This is a genomic window from Pseudomonas sp. SWRI99 (genome assembly GCF_014270125.1).
Classification (GTDB): Bacteria; Pseudomonadota; Gammaproteobacteria; order Pseudomonadales; family Pseudomonadaceae; genus Aquipseudomonas; species Aquipseudomonas hamedanensis.
On the sequence record NZ_JABWQR010000004.1, the window covers coordinates 42007 to 59104 of the forward strand.

16 protein-coding genes and 1 pseudogene are annotated in these 17098 nt (G+C 56.6%); 11 read left to right on the forward strand and 6 right to left on the reverse strand.

Translation table 11 applies throughout. The features are described from left to right. Positions 1-110: 110 nt before the first annotated feature. The 3 genes and pseudogenes from HU743_RS04410 to HU743_RS04420 form a co-directional block, all read right to left on the reverse strand. Positions 111-788 (reverse strand): annotated as a pseudogene (locus HU743_RS04410) (KUP/HAK/KT family potassium transporter); the annotation flags it as partial. Between the two features lie 113 nt (positions 789-901). Continuing rightward, positions 902-2011, reverse strand: a complete 1110-nt coding sequence (locus tag HU743_RS04415) for an MFS transporter (protein WP_186647416.1) — start codon at positions 2009-2011, stop codon at positions 902-904. A 135-nt stretch (positions 2012-2146) separates the two neighbouring features. After that, positions 2147-3088 (reverse strand): LysR substrate-binding domain-containing protein, encoded by a 942-nt coding sequence (locus tag HU743_RS04420; RefSeq protein WP_186647146.1) that lies wholly within the window; start codon positions 3086-3088, stop codon positions 2147-2149. Positions 3089-3585: 497 nt separating this feature from the next. Between HU743_RS04420 and HU743_RS04425 the strand changes: the two genes are divergently transcribed. Then, on the forward strand, positions 3586-4962 hold the full coding sequence (locus HU743_RS04425) for an MFS family transporter (RefSeq protein WP_186647147.1): 1377 nt from the start codon (positions 3586-3588) through the stop codon (positions 4960-4962). A 103-nt stretch (positions 4963-5065) separates the two neighbouring features. Here the strand turns inward: HU743_RS04425 and HU743_RS04430 are convergent, their stop codons facing one another. Then, positions 5066-5959: a LysR family transcriptional regulator gene (locus HU743_RS04430; RefSeq protein WP_186647148.1), complete on the reverse strand. Its 894-nt coding sequence runs from the start codon at positions 5957-5959 to the stop codon at positions 5066-5068. Positions 5960-6062: 103 nt separating this feature from the next. On the opposite strand from HU743_RS04430, the gene HU743_RS04435 reads away from it, so the two are divergent. The 10 genes from HU743_RS04435 to HU743_RS04480 all read left to right on the forward strand — a co-directional run bounded on the left by HU743_RS04435 (position 6063) and on the right by HU743_RS04480 (position 15434). Then, entirely contained in the window at positions 6063-6731 is a 669-nt protein-coding gene (locus HU743_RS04435) for an RraA family protein (protein WP_186647149.1), read from the forward strand. Positions 6732-6754: 23 nt separating this feature from the next. Then, on the forward strand, positions 6755-7969 hold the full coding sequence (locus HU743_RS04440; protein WP_186647418.1) for an aminotransferase class I/II-fold pyridoxal phosphate-dependent enzyme: 1215 nt from the start codon (positions 6755-6757) through the stop codon (positions 7967-7969). A gap of 63 nt (positions 7970-8032) precedes the next feature. Beyond that, on the forward strand, positions 8033-8929 hold the full coding sequence (locus HU743_RS04445) for a LysR family transcriptional regulator (protein WP_186647150.1): 897 nt from the start codon (positions 8033-8035) through the stop codon (positions 8927-8929). Positions 8930-9052: 123 nt separating this feature from the next. Further along, a complete protein-coding gene (locus HU743_RS04450; RefSeq protein WP_186647152.1) occupies positions 9053-9718 on the forward strand; it encodes an RraA family protein in 666 nt (221 codons plus the stop codon). An 87-nt stretch (positions 9719-9805) separates the two neighbouring features. Then, entirely contained in the window at positions 9806-11155 is a 1350-nt protein-coding gene (locus HU743_RS04455; RefSeq protein ID WP_238351688.1) for an MFS transporter, read from the forward strand. Between the two features lie 65 nt (positions 11156-11220). Beyond that, entirely contained in the window at positions 11221-11883 is a 663-nt protein-coding gene (locus HU743_RS04460; RefSeq protein ID WP_186647154.1) for an RraA family protein, read from the forward strand. A gap of 405 nt (positions 11884-12288) precedes the next feature. Further along, positions 12289-13203: a glutamate/aspartate ABC transporter substrate-binding protein gene (locus HU743_RS04465; RefSeq protein ID WP_186647156.1), complete on the forward strand. Its 915-nt coding sequence runs from the start codon at positions 12289-12291 to the stop codon at positions 13201-13203. Positions 13204-13285: 82 nt separating this feature from the next. Continuing rightward, positions 13286-14032, forward strand: coding sequence for an amino acid ABC transporter permease (locus HU743_RS04470; protein ID WP_186647158.1), 747 nt, complete (start codon positions 13286-13288; stop codon positions 14030-14032). Then, positions 14032-14703 carry an amino acid ABC transporter permease gene (locus tag HU743_RS04475; protein WP_186647160.1) on the forward strand — a complete coding sequence of 224 codons (672 nt, stop codon included), beginning with the start codon at positions 14032-14034 and terminating at the stop codon, positions 14701-14703. Before HU743_RS04470 ends, HU743_RS04475 begins: the two co-directional genes overlap by 1 nt. Next, positions 14700-15434, forward strand: a complete 735-nt coding sequence (locus HU743_RS04480) for an amino acid ABC transporter ATP-binding protein (RefSeq protein ID WP_186647162.1) — start codon at positions 14700-14702, stop codon at positions 15432-15434. The genes HU743_RS04475 and HU743_RS04480 overlap by 4 nt, the downstream gene beginning before the upstream one ends. A gap of 52 nt (positions 15435-15486) precedes the next feature. Here the strand turns inward: HU743_RS04480 and HU743_RS04485 are convergent, their stop codons facing one another. After that, positions 15487-15951, reverse strand: a complete 465-nt coding sequence (locus HU743_RS04485) for a RidA family protein (RefSeq protein ID WP_186647164.1) — start codon at positions 15949-15951, stop codon at positions 15487-15489. A gap of 26 nt (positions 15952-15977) precedes the next feature. Then, the gene (locus tag HU743_RS04490) at positions 15978-16979 is read right to left on the reverse strand and encodes a threonine/serine dehydratase (protein WP_186647166.1); all 1002 of its coding nucleotides are present in this window, start codon (positions 16977-16979) and stop codon (positions 15978-15980) included. Between the last annotated feature and the right edge of the window lie 119 nt (positions 16980-17098).

The following is a 17098-nucleotide window of genomic DNA, read 5'->3' on the forward strand; positions in this document are numbered from 1 at the left end:
ATCAAAAACAGGCGCCGGCCGCATCCATACGAACAAGTCGTGAGGAGCCGCTTCCCGCACCAGAGCCGCGTCATTTTTTTTAAATGGCACATGCGGCTCCAGGCTGGCTTTTACATTTCTACTTGTGTGCCCAGTTCGATCACCCTGTTGATGGGCAATTTGAAATATTTGAGATTGCTGTTCGCGTTCTTCAGCAGGAAGGCAAAAAGACTCTCTCGCCACCGCGCCATGCCGATTCGTTTAGTCGGAATAACGGTCTCTCGGCTCAAGAAGTACGTTGTGCGCATTGGACTGAAATCAAGGTCAGCCAGGTGGCAAAGACTCAATGCAAGAGGAACGTCGGCTTCTTCCATAAAGCCGAAGTGAAGGCTCACTCGGAAAAAACCTTCCCCATACGCCTCTACCTCGAACCTACGCTCAGGGCGTACGCGCGGGCTGTCTTCAGACACAACGGTGAGGAGCACCACTTGCTCATGCAAGACTTGGTTATGCAGCAAATTGTGCAACAGCGCATGAGGTACCGCATCAGCCCTCGCCGTCAGAAAGACTGCTGTTCCTTGCACACGATGTGGAGGCTGCGAGCGAATGCTGCTGATAAACAAGGGCAACGGGAGTGCGGTTTCATCCAGCCGCTCAACAATGATTTTTCGGCCCCGCTTCCACGTGGTCATCAGGATGAACAGAGCGACCCCGGCAATGACCGGGAATGCACCTCCCTGGAAAATCTTCGGAGCGTTGGCCGCAAAATACAAGCTATCGACAAGCAAGAAGCCAAGCAGCATCGGGATCGGGGCACAATTCTATTTTTTAAGGCTGTAACTGCCGTGCCAGAGCCGAGTCAAAAATGTTCTTCGGGGACGCCGCGAGTCTATAGGCGTCGTCGGAAACGCAAGGTACCGATTCATATCACCCGAATGAGCAAAAAGACCAGAATCACATTGAGCACTGCCAACGAACTCAAACCCGCAAGCACGCCGCCAGAGCCCCAGGTCTGCAACAGGTAACCGCCCGCAAGAGGGGTCATTGCTTGGCCGATGAGCGAAGGCCGAGCCATACGGCCCATCAGTAAAACATATTGGGTAGGCGACATCAGGGCCAGTGGCAGCAGGCCTCGAACGATCGCGCGCAAGCCATTGCCCGCACCGTAGATCACCAGCCCCAGTGCAGTCATTCCCGGCGAGACGGTTACAAACAGCAGACCGATTGCCACGAATACCACCGATATCAAGGTCGTCAGAATAGGGTGTCGTTTTCGCGAGAACACTTGTAGAAGACGTGCGCCTACCTGGCTCGGTCCCAGCAAGGCACTTAGTCCGATGGCGGCGGCTAGCGAATAACCCTGCCCCTGCAACAATGAAATCAATTGAACCGACATCGCAGTCATGATTACAGCGCCCAACGCAAAGATCAGCGTGAGCAATAGATAGATCCGCCGGTCAATTGGTGGATTTTCATCATTCTTTGTTTGGCTTTTCGCAAGCGGCCCCGCGCCACGCGCCAATACCCACAGATAAAGCGGTGCCACAACAATGACCAATAACACCCCGTAGGCCACGCACGTCGTGCGCCAACCAACATGCTCGATGACCCATGCAACAGCTGGCCACGACAGTGTGGTCGCAAATCCAGAAATAAGCGTAATCCCGGTAATCGCATTGCCCGCCCGCTCCCCGTAGAGAGAACCTAAAGCGGCGAAAAGCGCCTCATACAGCCCCAGCGCCATACCGATGCCAATGACTGCCCAAGACAAAAGAAACATGGGTATCGAGGCCGAGATGGCCATCAGAAACAGGCCAATGGCGACGCCCAGGCCGCTACTGGCCAAGATGGCACGACCGCCGTACCGGGCGATAAGTCGGCTGGTCAATGGCGCCAACATAGCGGAAACCAGAATACTCAGGGACAGCGCGCCATATACCCATTGGCTGGGCCAGCCAGTCTCCTTCATGATCGGATCGGCCATGACGGCCATCAGAAAGAATGAGCCTCCCCAGACCAGAACTTGCAGCATACCCAATATAAAAATGCCCAAGACGCCAGGCAGTCGCGTTTGATAGTTCAAGACAGTGTCATCAGCGGTGAGAAGAAAGCGGAAGTCGAGAGCAATTGGGAACCAGGGCCCAACGGGAACAGATTGGCCGGGGGTTCAAAGCATGTGTCCAGCCCAAATCTTGCGATCGACCAGATCGGCAGCAATCTCGATGAAGGCATCGCCGACGAATTTTGCGGCCGGACTGACCCGTCTATCTGCGGGAAATACCTGAACCAATTTGCGCATCGGAACGGGATCGACCAAGGGCGCAGCACTTAGCACGCCAGATTCGATTTGCGTGTAAATCGAAGCCAAAGGTAAAGCGGTCAAACCGAAGCCATTGCAGACCAAGGCGATCATCGCACCGAAGGAATCAGCTTCAACGCTAGTCTTGAGCTTGATCCCGACTTCACGTGCACAATCATCCAGAATCACGCGAAGGCTGTGTCGAGCGCTTGGCAATACCAATTGCTGTTCAGCCAACGACTCGAAAGAAACCGGCGTATCAAGCCGCAGGTTGGCGCTGGCGGGACCTACCAATAGCAGATTTTCCATCATCACCGGTACGATACGCAGCGTATGCAGGGGTTGAGGATCGTAAGAAATCGCCAGTTCCAACTCGCCACGCTGCACCCAATCCAGTAGGTAGCCGCTGAAGGCCGAGGAAAACCTGATAGCAAGATTGGGGTGCATTTCTTTGATCTTGCGTACGAGTGGGACGGTGGCAATTTCCGCTACCGTCGGCGTCGTACCGATGACGACCGTTCCTCGAAAAGAAGTTTTCCCCCCGGCCACTGAACTTCGAATGGACTCCATCTCTTCCATGATGCGCGTGGCATGCGCCAATACCTCGCGGCCGGCATCGGTAATTTCCATGCCTCGCCCGTGTCGATCAAACAGGTAGGTGCCGAGCTCTTTTTCCAACAATCGAATTTGTCGGCTGAGCGCCGGTTGTGCGATGTGTAGCCGATCGGAGGCTTTGCTGAGACTGCCCAGCTCCGCCACATGAATCAGGGTTTTGAGTTGAACGACATCCATTACCAGGCCAGTCAGCATCGAGCTCGGCGCGATATGCGTCGAAAGTTCTGTGAGTGTAATCGCATTTGCGCACCTTGGAATGCCACGCAAACCGCTAATCGTGAGGCTTCAAGGCTTCCGCGCCGGCTGTGTGCCCCAGCCTGCCGGGGCTGCGCGCCAAGCTATAAAATTTAGGCATATCAGTTAGGCCTGCCTGATGGCTTATTACGCTTTTGACTCTGCGGTAGCGTGCAGTCAACGTCGGCGCCAGAGAGCGCTCGGCCCACTACAAGAATAAGATTCGAGGGCTCACGCCATGATGTTTGATGCTTTTTATTACCTGACCTATCCAATTTCCCCTGGCCACGTACAGCTCGCCACGCTCGTGCCCCCCTCCGCCACCATCCTTTCAGAAAACCCGACGGTGAGCGGGATCACGCCTCTTCGTTAAGCCCAGCAACCCCTCTAGCCAGCCACGTCGGACACGCATTAGCGCGTTCCTCGTATCGCCTCGCCTTGAAGAAAGGGTGAACATCATGTCCATAACAAAATCAGAAACTACACACCAACCCACCACGAGCAATCAGGACAAGGCACCCAATCGCGTCAAAGCGATCATGGGCGCCTGCTCCGGCAATCTCGTGGAGTGGTACGATTTTTTCATTTACGCCTACACCGCCATTTACTTCGCCGCTTCGTTTTTTCCCAAAGGGAACACTACCAGTCAACTGCTCGCTACCGCAGGCGTATTCGCGGTCGGCTTTTTCATGCGTCCGCTCGGTGGCTGGATCTTTGGCTGGATTGCCGACACTCGTGGACGCAAAGTATCAATGGTAATCTCGGTGTTCATGATGTGCGCGGGCTCATTGCTGATTGCGATCATGCCAACCTACGAGACCATCGGGGTTGCGGCCCCGATCCTGCTCGTAATCGCCAGGTTGATTCAGGGCCTTTCCGTAGGGGCTGAGTACGGCACTGGCGCCACCTATATCAGTGAGATTGCGACACCCGGCCGACGCTGCTTTTATGGTTCCTTTCAATACTTCACCATTATCGCCGGGCAACTGCTGGCCCTGATGACCGTGGTTATCCTCCAGCAAACCCTCACAGGGGATGAATTACGCGAATGGGGCTGGCGCATTCCGTTTTTCATTGGTGCGCTGAGCTCGATCGTTGTGGTCTACCTGCGTCGAGCCATGCATGAAACCGCCAGCCAGAAAGACATGAAGCACAAGGACGCTGGCTCGCTGCGCGGTATGTTCAAACACAAGCGCGCAGTTGCGTTGGTGGTGGCGTTTACGATTGGTGGATCGCTGTATTTCTATACTTTCACCACGTACATGCAGAAATTTCTGGTGATCTCGGCAGGCTTCAGTCCTGAAACGGTGAGTTTCATCATGACCGCCGCGCTGGTCGGCTTCATGTTCTGCCAGCCGATTTTCGGTCTCCTCGCAGACCGTGTGGGCATCAAAGCGCATATGCTGATGTTTTCGGGGTTGGCCCTGCTGTTCGTCATCCCGCTGCTGTATGCATTGAAAACGGTCAGCAGCCCATTCACTGCGTTTCTGTTGGTGTTTGGCGGCCTGGCTATCGCTTCGCTTTACACACCCATTGCCGGTATCGTCAAAGCAGAGCTGTTCCCTCCCGCCGTTCGCGCACTAGGCGTCGGGTTTCCATATGCAGTGGGTAATGCGGCGTTTGGCGGCACCGCCGAATACGTGGCACTGTCGCTGCGCGCCCAAGGGATTGAAGACTATTTCTTCTTCTACGTCGCCGCCGTTGTGACGATCACTTTCATTGCCGCAATGCTGATGCCGAACCTGTCGCGATACGGCTACATCAGCGGATCAGGCGAAATCGAAGAGCGCACCGGTTTGAGGTGCTACGCGAAGAGCCGCGTGGCGAGAATCTAGTTAAACAGCACGATAGGCATGGCTGCTAGCAAGGCGCGAAGCGCCAGAGTTAGCAGCCCGCTTGGATTTCCTTATCCAGGAGAGCTTCCATAGGCCAAACGTATCACCCCCTGGCTTTCAGCTGGTTGACCAACGCTTCCACCAGCGGATTCGGACGCAGCGTATTCCAGGCCACGGCAGTCGTGACGACATTGAGTTTCTGGCTCAGCGGGCGCAATACCACATTGCCGGGCGCCAGTTTCTTTAGCGACGCCGGTACCAACGCAATACCCTGGCCACAACTGACGAACGCGATTTGCGATGCCACCGAACGGACTTCGTGCAGGACCCGCGGAGAAAATCCGCTGGCGCGGCAGGTGGCGATCAGACTGTCGAAATACACCGGGCTGACCTTGCGAGAAAACATCACTAACGGTTCGGTAGCCAGGCTGGCCAGGCTGATTCGCTTGCGTGATGCCAATGGATGATCGACGGGCAGCGCGACCATCAGGCGATCTTCCGTTAACGGAAATGATTGGATCGACGCGCCAAAGTCACCGTCGAGGCGAGCAAAGGCCAGATCGATGTCTCCCGCTTCCAGCGCCGGAATCGCCTCGACGCTGTCGATTTCCCGAACGGATACGGTGAGCTGCGGATACTGGTTTTTCAGTTGCTCGATCACGCCAGGCAGAACATCGAACATCGCCGTGGAAATCGCGCCGATGGTCAGCATTGCGGACTGCCCCGCCACCGCCTCTTCCACCGCGAGCTCCAGACGCTGCAGTTGGTCGGCAAATTTGCGCACGGCTGGCAGAATCGCCGCGCCGACCGGGGTCAACCGGGCACCACGGCGCGAACGTTCGAACAGCGTGACTTTGAGTGCTTGTTCAAGGATCTGGATTTGCTCGCTCAACGGTGGCTGCGACATGCCAAGGCGTTTGGCGGCGCGGCCGAAATTCTGTTCCTCGGCCACCGCCAGAAACAGCCACAGATGACGAATCAGGCGAAAATTGATCATGGAATTCCATAGGTTCAACGTATGTAATACATCCGTGATTCGTAATATACCTATCAAACCCTCTCACTGACACTGGACGCCTTCGCTAACAAGGGGCTCCTCCATGAATCAAGCTCATTTACTCCAACGCCTGGCATTGCTGGACACCAATACGGTCTCCGATGCACTCGACTTCCTTGGTCTGCCCGGCGCCACCGTCGGGCTGCGCCCGCTCTGGAGCTGCCCGAAGATCGTCGGCCGCGCCAGTACCGTGCTACTGGCGGCAAAGACCGACAACGCCCCGACGGTGCACCTGATCACCCCGGTTATCGAACGGGTCGACAGCGATGATCGGGTGCTGGTGATCGCCGGCGGACTCGACGGCGTGTCCTGCTGGGGCGACATCCTCGCCAACGCGGCGGTGGGCAAGCAGATACGCGGCACGGTGATCGATGGCTACAGCCGTGACATCGACGGCAGCGCGACGATTGGGTATCCCGTGTATGGCCGGGGCGTGACCATGGTCAGCGCGCGCAATCGGGTTATCCAGATCGATTCGGCCGTGACCCTCGACATCGCCGGCGTGCCTGTCAGCGAGGACGACTTTGTCATCGCCGACAGTTGCGGGACCGTCTTCGTGCCCCAGGCCCATATCGAAAAAGTGCTAGACCTGGGCGAACGCATCGCCCGCCGGCAGGACGGTATGGTCGAGGCCGTCCGCGGCGGCCGCTCGGTCGCCGAGGTCATGCATGACAGCCAGTTCGAAGCCATCCAGGTGGAGCACGCACGATGAATGTCACAAACGAGGCCGTCGACGTGAACATCGATATCCAACGCTTGAATCCACGCCTGGCGAGTGCCCAGCCTTCGGCGACCTACCGCATCATGGATCGGGTGGCGGAGCGCCGGGCGCAAGGCGCGAACATTATCTCCCTGTGCGCCGGCGAGCCGGATTTCGATACGCCAGGGCACATTCGCGAAGCGGCGATCAGGGCAATTGAGCAAGGCCACACTCGCTACACCCAGGTGGCCGGCGTGCGCTCACTGCGTGAAGCGGTGGCTGCCAAGTTCCGTCGCGAAAACGGCCTGAACGTTGACTGGCAAGACACCCTGGTCTGCAACGGCGGCAAGCAGGTGATTTACAACGCGCTGGCCGCAACGCTGGACGAGGGCGATCAAGTCATCGTGCCGGCGCCCTATTGGGTCAGTTATCCCGAAATGGTCCAGTTGTGCGGTGGCGAGCCGCGGATCGTGACCTGCCACGCCGACAGCGGCTTCAAGATGACGCCTGCGGCATTGGCCCAGGCGATCACGCCGAAGACGCGATGGCTGCTCCTCAATTCACCGTCCAACCCGACCGGGGCCGTGTACAGCCGCGATGAGTTGCTCGCCTTGGCGCAAGTGCTACTGGCCCATCCCCACGTACTGATACTGGCGGATGACATCTATGAGCACCTGATCTTCGACGATCAGGTCTTCCATACTTTGGCGGCGGTAGAACCGCGACTGGCCGCGCGAACCCTGACCATGAACGGCGTTTCCAAAGCCTACGCCATGACCGGCTGGCGCATCGGTTTTGCCACCGGGCCGCGCTGGCTGCTGCAAGCCATGGAGAAGCTCCAGGGCCAGCAAACCTCGGGGGCCTGCTCCATTTCCCAGCAAGCGGCACTGGCCGCGCTGAGCGGCCCGAAGGATTTCATTCAGCAAAGCCGCGCCGCGTTCCAGGAGCGTCGTGACATGATGGTCGCGCTGCTCAATGCCACCCCGGGCCTGGAATGCGCCAGCCCTGGCGGCGCGTTTTATGCGTTCGCCTCCTGTGCCGGCCTGATGGGTCGCACCTCGCCTGCAGGGCGGCGGTTGCTCACCGATGAAGACGTCGCCCACGCTTTGCTCGATGAAGCGAACGTGGCAGTGGTCCATGGCAGCGCGTTCGGCCTCGGCCCTTACCTTCGTATTGCTTACGCCCTGGATGATGCTTCCTTGCGCCAGGCCTGCGAGGCAATCCGGCGTTTTTGCGAGGCCTTGCGCTGACCGGGCCGGACGAACAGACTCGGCAGATCAGCATCGAATCACTTCCACCAGGCCAGACTGCGCATGATTACCTTCAAACAACTGGAAGCCATTTATTGGATCGTCGAACTGGGCAATTTCGAGTCGGCGGCCATGAAGCTGAACATGTCCCAGTCGGCCATTTCCAAGCGTATCCAGGAACTGGAAGAGGTGTTCGACATGCCCATCTTCGACCGTTCCAGGCGCAGCGCCCGGCTCACCGAGAAAGGCGCCGAGCTGTTCGAGGAAGCGTCGCAGATCCTGCGCCAGCGCGACTTTCTGCTTGAGCGCATCAGCGCCAAGGAAGTGCTGGTCAGGCGCTTTCGTATCGGCGTGACCGAACTGACCGCCATCACCTGGTTGCCGGCGCTGATCGAAGCCATTCGCAGCGCCTACCCGAAAGTGGTGCTGGAACCTTCGGTGGAGCTCAGCACTGAACTGGTGGCCAAGCTGGAGAACGATCAGCTCGACTTGATTATCGTGCCCGACATTTTCGCCGACGCACGTTTTGTCAGCACCGCCCTCAGCTCGGTGGAGAACGCCTGGATGTGCGCGCCCTCGCTGCATCAGGGCGACGCCAGTGTGAACATGCAGACCCTGTCGTCGTACACCGTGCTCACCCAGGGCGGCAGTTCCGGCACGGGATTGATCTATGATCGCTGGCTTGCCCAGAACGACGTGCGCCTGAACCGTACCCTCAAGAGCAACTACCTGATCGCCCAGTTGGGCCTGACCCTCTCCGGCGTCGGCATCAGCTATTTGCCGCGCCAATGCCTCTCGCCGCTGGTCGATCAGGGACGGCTTCAGGTAATCGAAATCGAGCCCGCATTGCCGCCGATCCACTACATCGCCGCACACCGCGCCGACCGGCTTCAAGGGCTGAGCGTCGAAGTTACGCGCCTCGCCGCCGAGCTGTGTGATTTCAGCAAGATGGTCTGGTGATCCGACACCCGAAAGAAGAAAAAAAGTGATGGGATTGCATAGATAAATATCGCTAATCCTAGTCAGCGACCTTTCTTAAGATGCGCTTATCGCCCGCCAGGGTTATTCGTAAGTGAGGTCGCCATGTCATTGCCCGGTTCACGCATCCACCCTTCTCCACCCCAGGCTCCGGGCTCGTTACTGGATGCCTTCCGGTCCGTTGTCACGCCCCATATCAGCGACAACCTGGGACGCCACATCGGCGCCCGGGGCCTGACGCGCTACAACCTCACCGGCAAGCTGGTGGGCACCGCGCTGACGGTGAAAACCCGCCCTGGCGACAACCTGTACATCTACAAGGCATTGACCCTGATCGAACCGGGCCATGTGCTGGTGATCGACGCTCAGGGAGACGACACCAACGCCGTGATCGGTGAGCTGATCAAGCTCTACGCCCAGCAGCGCGGCTGTGTCGGCTTCGTCGTCGACGGTGCTATTCGCGACGTCGCGAGCTTCCAGGACACCCCCTGCTATGCGCGCAGCGTGGTGCATTGCGGCCCTTACAAAAGCGGCCCGGGCGAGATCAACGTGCCGGTGTCGATCGGCGGAATGATCGTCAACCCCGGCGACATCCTGGTCGGCGACGAAGACGGCCTGGTGGCGTTTTCTCCAGACGTCGCCGAGGAGCTCCTGCGCAAGGCCCACGAACACGACGCCCATGAACAGGAAGTCAAAGCCGAAATCGCCACTGGGGCGATCGATCAGTCCTGGTTGGACAGGGTGCTGGAAAAAGCCGGGCTGGCGAACTGACGCCCGGTTTACCGGTGCGCTGGCGATGCCCCCAGCCGCACCAAGAACCGCTTGACCAGACAACCGATAAAAACAAGGTCCACTTCCATGTCCATTTCCATGCCCGAAGTCCTGAAGCCTGCCGTGCGCAGCAGATACCGCTGGGTCGTTGCCACGCTGATTTTCCTGATCTACACCATTGCCGCCGCCGACCGCGCCAACCTCGGCGTGGCGCTGCCGTTCATCCGTAAAGAGTTCGAGATGAGCAACGCCGAAGCAGGTGGCTTGATGAGCCTGTTCCTGCTGGCTTATGCCATGGCACAGATTCCTTCCGGTTTCGCCTTCGGACGGTTTGGCGTCAGCAAGATTCTCCCAGGCGCGATGATCCTGACCTCGGTGATGACCGGGCTGGTCGGCACCGCCGGTTCGTTGCTGGCGTTGAAACTGTATCGCCTGGGCCTCGGCCTGGCCGAAGGTCCATTGCCCATCAGCATGACGACCACCATCAACAACTGGTTCCCACCGCGGGAAAAAGGCACGGCGTCGGGCATCTTCCTGTCCGCCGTAAAATTCGGCCCGGTGATCGTGCCGCCACTTTGCGCGGTGATCATTTCGGTCTGGGGCTGGCGAGAGATTTTCTACTTCTTCGCCATACCGGGCATCGTCCTCGCCGTGGTCTGGTATTTCATGGTGGCGGACCATCCGTCCCGCAGCCGCTTCGTCAACGAAGCCGAACTCAATTACATCGCCGACGACAAACCCGTTGCCCTGGCCGCCGAGGCCGTGCGTCCACCGGAACCGCCGGCGTGGGTCAAGAAACTCGATCGGTTCATTCGCACCCGTGACGTGGTTGCCCTTGAAACCAACCGGCAGGTGTTCAAGTCGTGGAATATCTGGGGCTGCGCCACCAGCTATTGTTTCCAGCTCGGTGTCTCGAGCGTGCTGTTGGCCTGGATTCCGACCTACTTGATGACCGTCAAACAGTTCTCGATCATGAACATGGGACTGGTGTCGGCCGCGCCGTGGGTGGGCGCCGTACTGGGCAACCTGCTCGGCGGCCTCTGCTCGGACCGGTTGATGGGCGGTCGGCGCAAACCCGGCATGCTCCTGTCAGCGCTGGGCACCTCGGTCATGATGTACCTGCTGATCAACTCCCCCGCCGAGCCCCTGCCCTATGGGCTGCTGCTGATGCTGACCGGCGTGGTCCTCAGCCTCGGGTTTTCCTCCTACATGGTTTATCCGATGGGGCTTACCACCAAGAAAACGTTCCCCATTTCCAACGCCGTGGTGAACATGATCGGGCAACTGGGCGCGGCCGCGACGCCATTCATTACCGGCCTGTTGCTGGACAACTATGGTTGGAACTATGTGTTCGCCTGGTTGGCGATCGGCTCGTTCATCAGCTTCATCATCCTGCTGACCATCGCCGAGCCAAGGCCCGCCGCCCGTACCGATTGACGCATCCAACCACCCGTGCGCAGCGCCTTGAGCTGCGCTGATTTGAAGAACAAGAGGAATTATTTATGTCTCCCGAAGACCAGGAACTGGTTGCCCTGTTTGAAGGCCTGGATACACCCGGCGTGTCCGATGCCCTTGACAAACTCGATCTGCCCGGACAATGCCTCGGGGTCATGCCGCTGGATAACTACCGTCAGGTGGTGATCGGCCCGGCATTCACCGTGCGCTACGTCAGCGCCAGTAGCCCACCGGGAACGGTCGGCGATTTCATCGAGGATGTCGCCGAAGGCGATGTCGTGGTCATCGACAATGACGGGCGCACCGACTGCACGGTCTGGGGCGACATCATGACCCAATATGCCGGAAGTAAACGCATCGCCGCGACGGTGATCGATGGCGTGTGCCGGGACGTCAGCAAGGCATTGGGCGACGGGTATCCGGTCTTCAGCAAAGGCCGGTTCATGCGTACCGGCAAGGATCGGGTCGAAGTCGCCGCGGTCAATCAACCGGTCTCGATCGGCCAGGCCCGGGTCTGTGCCAGGGACATCGTAGTCGCCGACGCCAACGGCGTGGTGGTCGTTCCCCGAAACAGGGCCCGCGAGGTGGCGGCCTGCGCCCGCTCGATTGAAACCGTGGAAAGCCGTATTCGTGAACTGATCGCCGAGGGCAAGTCCCTCAGAGAAGCCAGGGATCTGTTGGGTTACCACACCCTGCAACGCAAATCCTGATCGTCCCGTCCGCCTGACGTCCCCTTCCCTTTGCCCTCACAGCCTGCCCACGACAGTGCAATGTGAGGGCTTTTTTTTGCCGGCCTATTCAAGGTTTCACTTTTCAGTTCCCGCAGCTACAAGCTATAGCGGATGGCTATAGCTGATATCCCTTAGGGCCCATGTCACGTCCTGCCTGGCGGTGGTAGCCTGAATCCGTCATATGTCAAAACAAAAACAATAGGACACGGCGATGACCACGTTGAGTAAATACCCCAGCGACCTGAATCAGCGTTTCGCTCACATCATTAAAGCCTGCCAAAAATTAAACAGAATCGACATTAGGGAATCCGGCTGAATCCAAACGCCGCACTCTCTGACGCATGGTTCGAACAGATCCCGTTTAACTAATTTGAGGATTTTTTGATGCGCGCCTTTCCGACGATGTTGAGTATCGCATTTGCAGTAACAATCATCAGCCCTTCATTAATGGCCGCAGAACTTACCGGCACGCTAAAAAAAATCAAAGAGTCTGGCACTATCACCGTTGGCCACCGCGACTCATCTATACCTTTTTCCTACATCGCGGACGCCTCCGGGATGCCGGTCGGTTATTCCCAAGACATCCAACTTAAGATCATTGAGTCCATCAAGAAAGAATTAGACATCCCCAACCTGAAAGTGAATTACAACCTGATTACCGCTCAGAACCGTATCCCGTTGGTTCAGAATGGCACAGTGGACCTTGAATGTGGCTCGACGACAAACAACGCTGAGCGCGCACAACAGGTTGCCTTTTCTATAGGGATATTTGAAGTAAGCACCCGCCTGCTGTCCAAGAAGGATTCGGAGTATCAGGACTTTGACCAGCTCAAAGGCAAAAACGTGGTCACCACGGCCGGCGGTACCTCCGAGCGGCTGCTCAGGGCGATGAATGCTGACAAGCAGATGGGCATGAACATCATCTCAGGGAAAGACATTGGTGAATCATTCCAAATGCTGGAGACCGGTCGTGCCGTTGCATTCATGCAGGACGATGCCCTATTGGCCGGTGAGCGGGCGAAAGCCAGGAACCCGGATGATTGGGCAGTAACAGGCACTGCCCAATCACAGGACCTATACGGCTGTATGATGCGCAAGGGCGATGAGCCGTTCAAAAAAGTAGTGGATGGAGCTATCAAGGCTATTTTTGCCTCGGGCGACATCAATGTTATTTACAACAAGTGGTTTAATCAGCCCATTCCCCCAAAAGGTCTGAACCTTAACTTCCCAATGAGCCCTGCGCTCAAAGAACTCATTGCCAACCCTGTCGACAAGCCGGCGCCTGCCAAAACTCTTTAGCCATTCACTGATCTGCTCATGTCCGCCACGCGCGGACATGAGGCAGCTGCATGCACGTAACTATTGTTCGGAAGGCATTTCCATGAATTACAACTGGGATTGGGGCGTATTCTTCAAGTCCACCGGAGTGGGACATGAAACGTATTTAGATTGGTTTATTTCAGGCCTGGGCTGGACCATAGCTATTGCAATAGTCGCCTGGATGATAGCCCTGCTCTTGGGGTCGGTACTCGGTGTTATGCGAACCGTGCCAAATAGAATCGTGTCGAGTATTGCCAGCCTGTATGTAGAAGTGTTCCGCAACGTCCCGCTACTGGTACAGCTGTTTATCTGGTATTTCCTAGTACCGGATTTACTGCCTGAGCACCTGCAGCAATGGTACAAACAGGACCTTAACCCAACCACCTCGGCCTATCTGAGTGTCGTCGTCTGCCTCGGTCTTTTCACGGCTGCTCGTGTCTGTGAACAAGTCCGTACCGGCATCCAGGCGCTGCCTCTGGGCCAAGAATCCGCTGCTCGTGCGATGGGCTTCAAGCTGCCGCAGATCTATTGGAACGTGCTGCTGCCTCAGGCTTACCGGGTCATCATTCCACCGCTGACCACCGAATTCCTGGCCGTGTTCAAGAACTCTTCGGTGGCGTCCCTGATCGGCCTGATGGAACTGCTGGCGCAAACCAAACAAACAGCTGAATTCACCGCCAGCCTATTTGAAGCCTTCACCCTGGCGACGCTGATCTATTTCATTCTGAACATGGGCCTGATGCATTTGATGCGCAGAATCGAGAAGAAAGTCGCCGTGCCCGGGCTGATTTCGATAGGAGGCAAATGATGGAACTCGATTTCAGCGGCATCACGCCTTCCCTACCCGGTCTGTGGAACGGCATGGTCATGACCTTGCGGTTAATGGCCATGGGCGTTGCTGGCGGAATCATCCTCGGTACGATCCTGGCGTTGATGCGCCTGTCCCACAGCAAATTGTTGTCGCGCATCGCCAGCACCTACGTGGACTACTTCCGCTCAATCCCGTTGCTCTTGGTGATCACGTGGTTTTACCTGGCTGTTCCGTTCGCGCTGCGCTGGATTACCGGCGAAGACACCCCGATCGGTGCGTTCACCTCGTGTGTCGTGGCTTTCATGATGTTCGAAGCCGCGTATTTCTGCGAGATCGTCCGCGCGGGTGTGCAGGCGATTCCAAAGGGCCAGATGAGCGCCGCTCAGGCACTGGGCATGCGTTACGACCAGACCATGCGCCTTATTATCCTGCCGCAAGCGTTCCGTAAGATGACCCCGTTGCTGTTGCAGCAAAGCATCATTCTGTTTCAGGACACCTCGCTGGTTTACACCGTTGGCTTGGTGGACTTCCTCAATGCCTCTCGTTCGAGTGGCGACATTATCGGCCGCGCCAATGAATTCCTGATCGTTGCCGGCCTCGTGTATTTCACTATCAGCTTTGCCACCTCACTGCTGGTCAAGCGTCTGCAAAAAAGGTTCGCGGTATGATCTCTATAAAAAACGTCGACAAATGGTATGGAAACTTCCAGGTGCTTACCAAATGCAGCACGGAGGTCAAGCAAGGTGAAGTGGTAGTCGTTTGTGGCCCATCGGGGTCAGGCAAGTCCACGTTGATCAAATGCGTTAACGCGCTGGAAGCCTTTCAGAAAGGTGATATTACCGTTGATGGTACTTCTATCAGCTGCTCGAAGACCAATCTGCCAATGCTGCGTTCGCGGGTCGGCATGGTGTTCCAGCACTTTGAACTGTTTCCACACCTGACCATCACCGAGAATCTGGTTATCGCGCAAATCAAAGTGCTGGGCCGCAGCAAGGAAGAAGCCATCAGGAAAGGCTTGCAACTGCTTGATCGAGTCGGGCTGGCCGCCCATGCTGAAAAGTATCCTGGCCAGTTATCCGGTGGACAGCAGCAGCGTGTGGCAATTGCCCGCGCACTGGCGATGGACCCAATCGTCATGTTGTTCGACGAACCGACCTCGGCACTGGACCCTGAAATGGTTAACGAAGTATTGGACGTCATGGTGCAGTTGGCCCAGGAAGGCATGACCATGATGTGCGTGACGCACGAAATGGGTTTCGCCCGAAAAGTGGCGAACCGGGTAATCTTCATGGACCAAGGCCAGATCATCGAAGACTGCCCCAAAGAGGAATTCTTCGGCAACATCAGCGCGCGATCTGAACGGGCGCAGCAGTTTTTAGGCAAAATCCTGCAACATTAAGCCCTTGCTAACAAGCCGCCCGATACAGGGCGGCGATCACAACATAGAGCCGCTAGCGCAAGGCAAATACCGCTTCGACCTCCACAGGGGCACCACGGGGCAATGCCGCAACACCCACCGCGGCACGGGCATGCTTGCCGCGTTCTTCGCCAAAAACCGAGACAAATAGATTGGACGCACCATCCAGCACTTTGGCCTGCTGTTCGAAGTCTGGAAGGCACTTTATAAATCCATTTACTTTCAAAACCCGCACTGTACTAAAATCCCCTTGGCAAGCCAGATTGACGATTGCAAGCAGGTTCAGCGCGCAGATAGACGCAGCCTCTTGAGCTTCTTCTATTGAAAGATCAACGCCCACGGTCCCTTTGTAGTGCAAAACATTGTCCTTCAAACTTACTTGGCCTGATACAAAGAGCAGATCCCCCTGCACTGTAAACAGATTATAGTTCCCACCCTTTACATTGAACGCTGGCAACTGCAGACCCAACTCTTTCATTCGAAGCAGCACGTCATCCATTTAATTCTCCGGGATTTTTTATAAAATTATTGACATACAGTGGAAGCAGCCCACCCAAGACCTAGAGCCTTGGTGAACACATCAGGATCGACATTACCTCCTGAACATACGACGACGACATTCTGACCACGGAACTTTTCCTTTTCTCGGATCAGGACACCAAGGGCAGCCGCACCGCCTGGCTCTACAACCACTTTCAGATGACGGAACGCCGCGCTCATTGCCACAAATACATCATGTTCGGTAGCAACGGTGCAGTTCAGTTTTTTTGTTCTCAACACTTCAAACGGTTTGGATCCAACAGACGGGCCGGCAATGCCATCAATGATTGTAGGCGACAAGGTTTTCAGCTTCTCAGCCCGTCCACTTTCAAAGGACAACGCCCACTTTTCATAGCCTTGCGCTTCCGTCAAATAGCATTGAGTCATCGGATACTGAGCATTGATGGCCGTGATCACACCCGCAGCGAGGCCTCCACCACTACAGCCTAAAAGTAAGGAGTCCGGCTCTTTACCCAACGCTGTAAGTTGATCGGAAATCTCGATTCCAATGGTGCCCTGCCCAGCCATTACAAAGTGATCGTCAAAAGGAGGAATAAAAGTGAAGCCTCTCTCTTCGATGAGCTTTGCCGCTACCGCCTCCCGATCTTGAGTGTGCTTGTCATACAACACTATTTCTGCTCCCCACCAACTGCAGTTATCCTGTTTTATTCTCGGGGCGTCGCTTGGCATGACGATAACGGCTGAACAACCCAGCATTTTTGACGCTGCGGACACTGCATTTCCATGGTTGCCGGCGGAGTAAGTAATCACTCCGTTCTTTTTCTGTTGACGTGTGAGCGACATCATCTTGAACAGTGCGCCACGAATCTTGAACGCTCCCGTCTTTTGCAAACATTCCGCTTTGACGTATACATTTGCACCGACCAAGGAATCCAGGGCCGGCGAGTTGAGCAAAGGCGTCTTTATTATGTGAGAAGACAGCTGCCCTGCAGCCTCCCTTATCAAGTCCAGACTAAATATCGTCATTTTATTCCTCCAGCGGATACCGGTGATCAAGGCATAAACAAGTGATGAACGAGTTGCCGCTACCGGCAAAAAAATCAGACAGACACCAGAAGCACGTTACCCCAGCGGCTCACTGCCCC

What these genes read in the sequence shown, in the direction of transcription:
- HU743_RS04450 (WP_186647152.1), top strand. Translation starts at nt 9,053, where the DNA reads ATGTCATTGCCCGGTTCACGCATCCACCCTTCTCCACCCCAGGCTCCG.
- HU743_RS04465 (WP_186647156.1), top strand. Translation starts at nt 12,289, where the DNA reads ATGCGCGCCTTTCCGACGATGTTGAGTATCGCATTTGCAGTAACAATC.
- HU743_RS04455 (WP_238351688.1), top strand. Translation starts at nt 9,806, where the DNA reads ATGTCCATTTCCATGCCCGAAGTCCTGAAGCCTGCCGTGCGCAGCAGA.
- HU743_RS04445 (WP_186647150.1), top strand. Translation starts at nt 8,033, where the DNA reads ATGATTACCTTCAAACAACTGGAAGCCATTTATTGGATCGTCGAACTG.
- HU743_RS04430 (WP_186647148.1), bottom strand. Translation starts at nt 5,959, where the DNA reads ATGATCAATTTTCGCCTGATTCGTCATCTGTGGCTGTTTCTGGCGGTG.
- HU743_RS04490 (WP_186647166.1), bottom strand. Translation starts at nt 16,979, where the DNA reads ATGACGATATTTAGTCTGGACTTGATAAGGGAGGCTGCAGGGCAGCTG.
- HU743_RS04425 (WP_186647147.1), top strand. Translation starts at nt 3,586, where the DNA reads ATGTCCATAACAAAATCAGAAACTACACACCAACCCACCACGAGCAAT.
- HU743_RS04420 (WP_186647146.1), bottom strand. Translation starts at nt 3,088, where the DNA reads ATGCTGACTGGCCTGGTAATGGATGTCGTTCAACTCAAAACCCTGATT.
- HU743_RS04475 (WP_186647160.1), top strand. Translation starts at nt 14,032, where the DNA reads ATGGAACTCGATTTCAGCGGCATCACGCCTTCCCTACCCGGTCTGTGG.
- HU743_RS04415 (WP_186647416.1), bottom strand. Translation starts at nt 2,011, where the DNA reads ATGCTGCAAGTTCTGGTCTGGGGAGGCTCATTCTTTCTGATGGCCGTC.
- HU743_RS04485 (WP_186647164.1), bottom strand. Translation starts at nt 15,951, where the DNA reads ATGGATGACGTGCTGCTTCGAATGAAAGAGTTGGGTCTGCAGTTGCCA.
- HU743_RS04460 (WP_186647154.1), top strand. Translation starts at nt 11,221, where the DNA reads ATGTCTCCCGAAGACCAGGAACTGGTTGCCCTGTTTGAAGGCCTGGAT.
- HU743_RS04435 (WP_186647149.1), top strand. Translation starts at nt 6,063, where the DNA reads ATGAATCAAGCTCATTTACTCCAACGCCTGGCATTGCTGGACACCAAT.
- HU743_RS04470 (WP_186647158.1), top strand. Translation starts at nt 13,286, where the DNA reads ATGAATTACAACTGGGATTGGGGCGTATTCTTCAAGTCCACCGGAGTG.
- HU743_RS04480 (WP_186647162.1), top strand. Translation starts at nt 14,700, where the DNA reads ATGATCTCTATAAAAAACGTCGACAAATGGTATGGAAACTTCCAGGTG.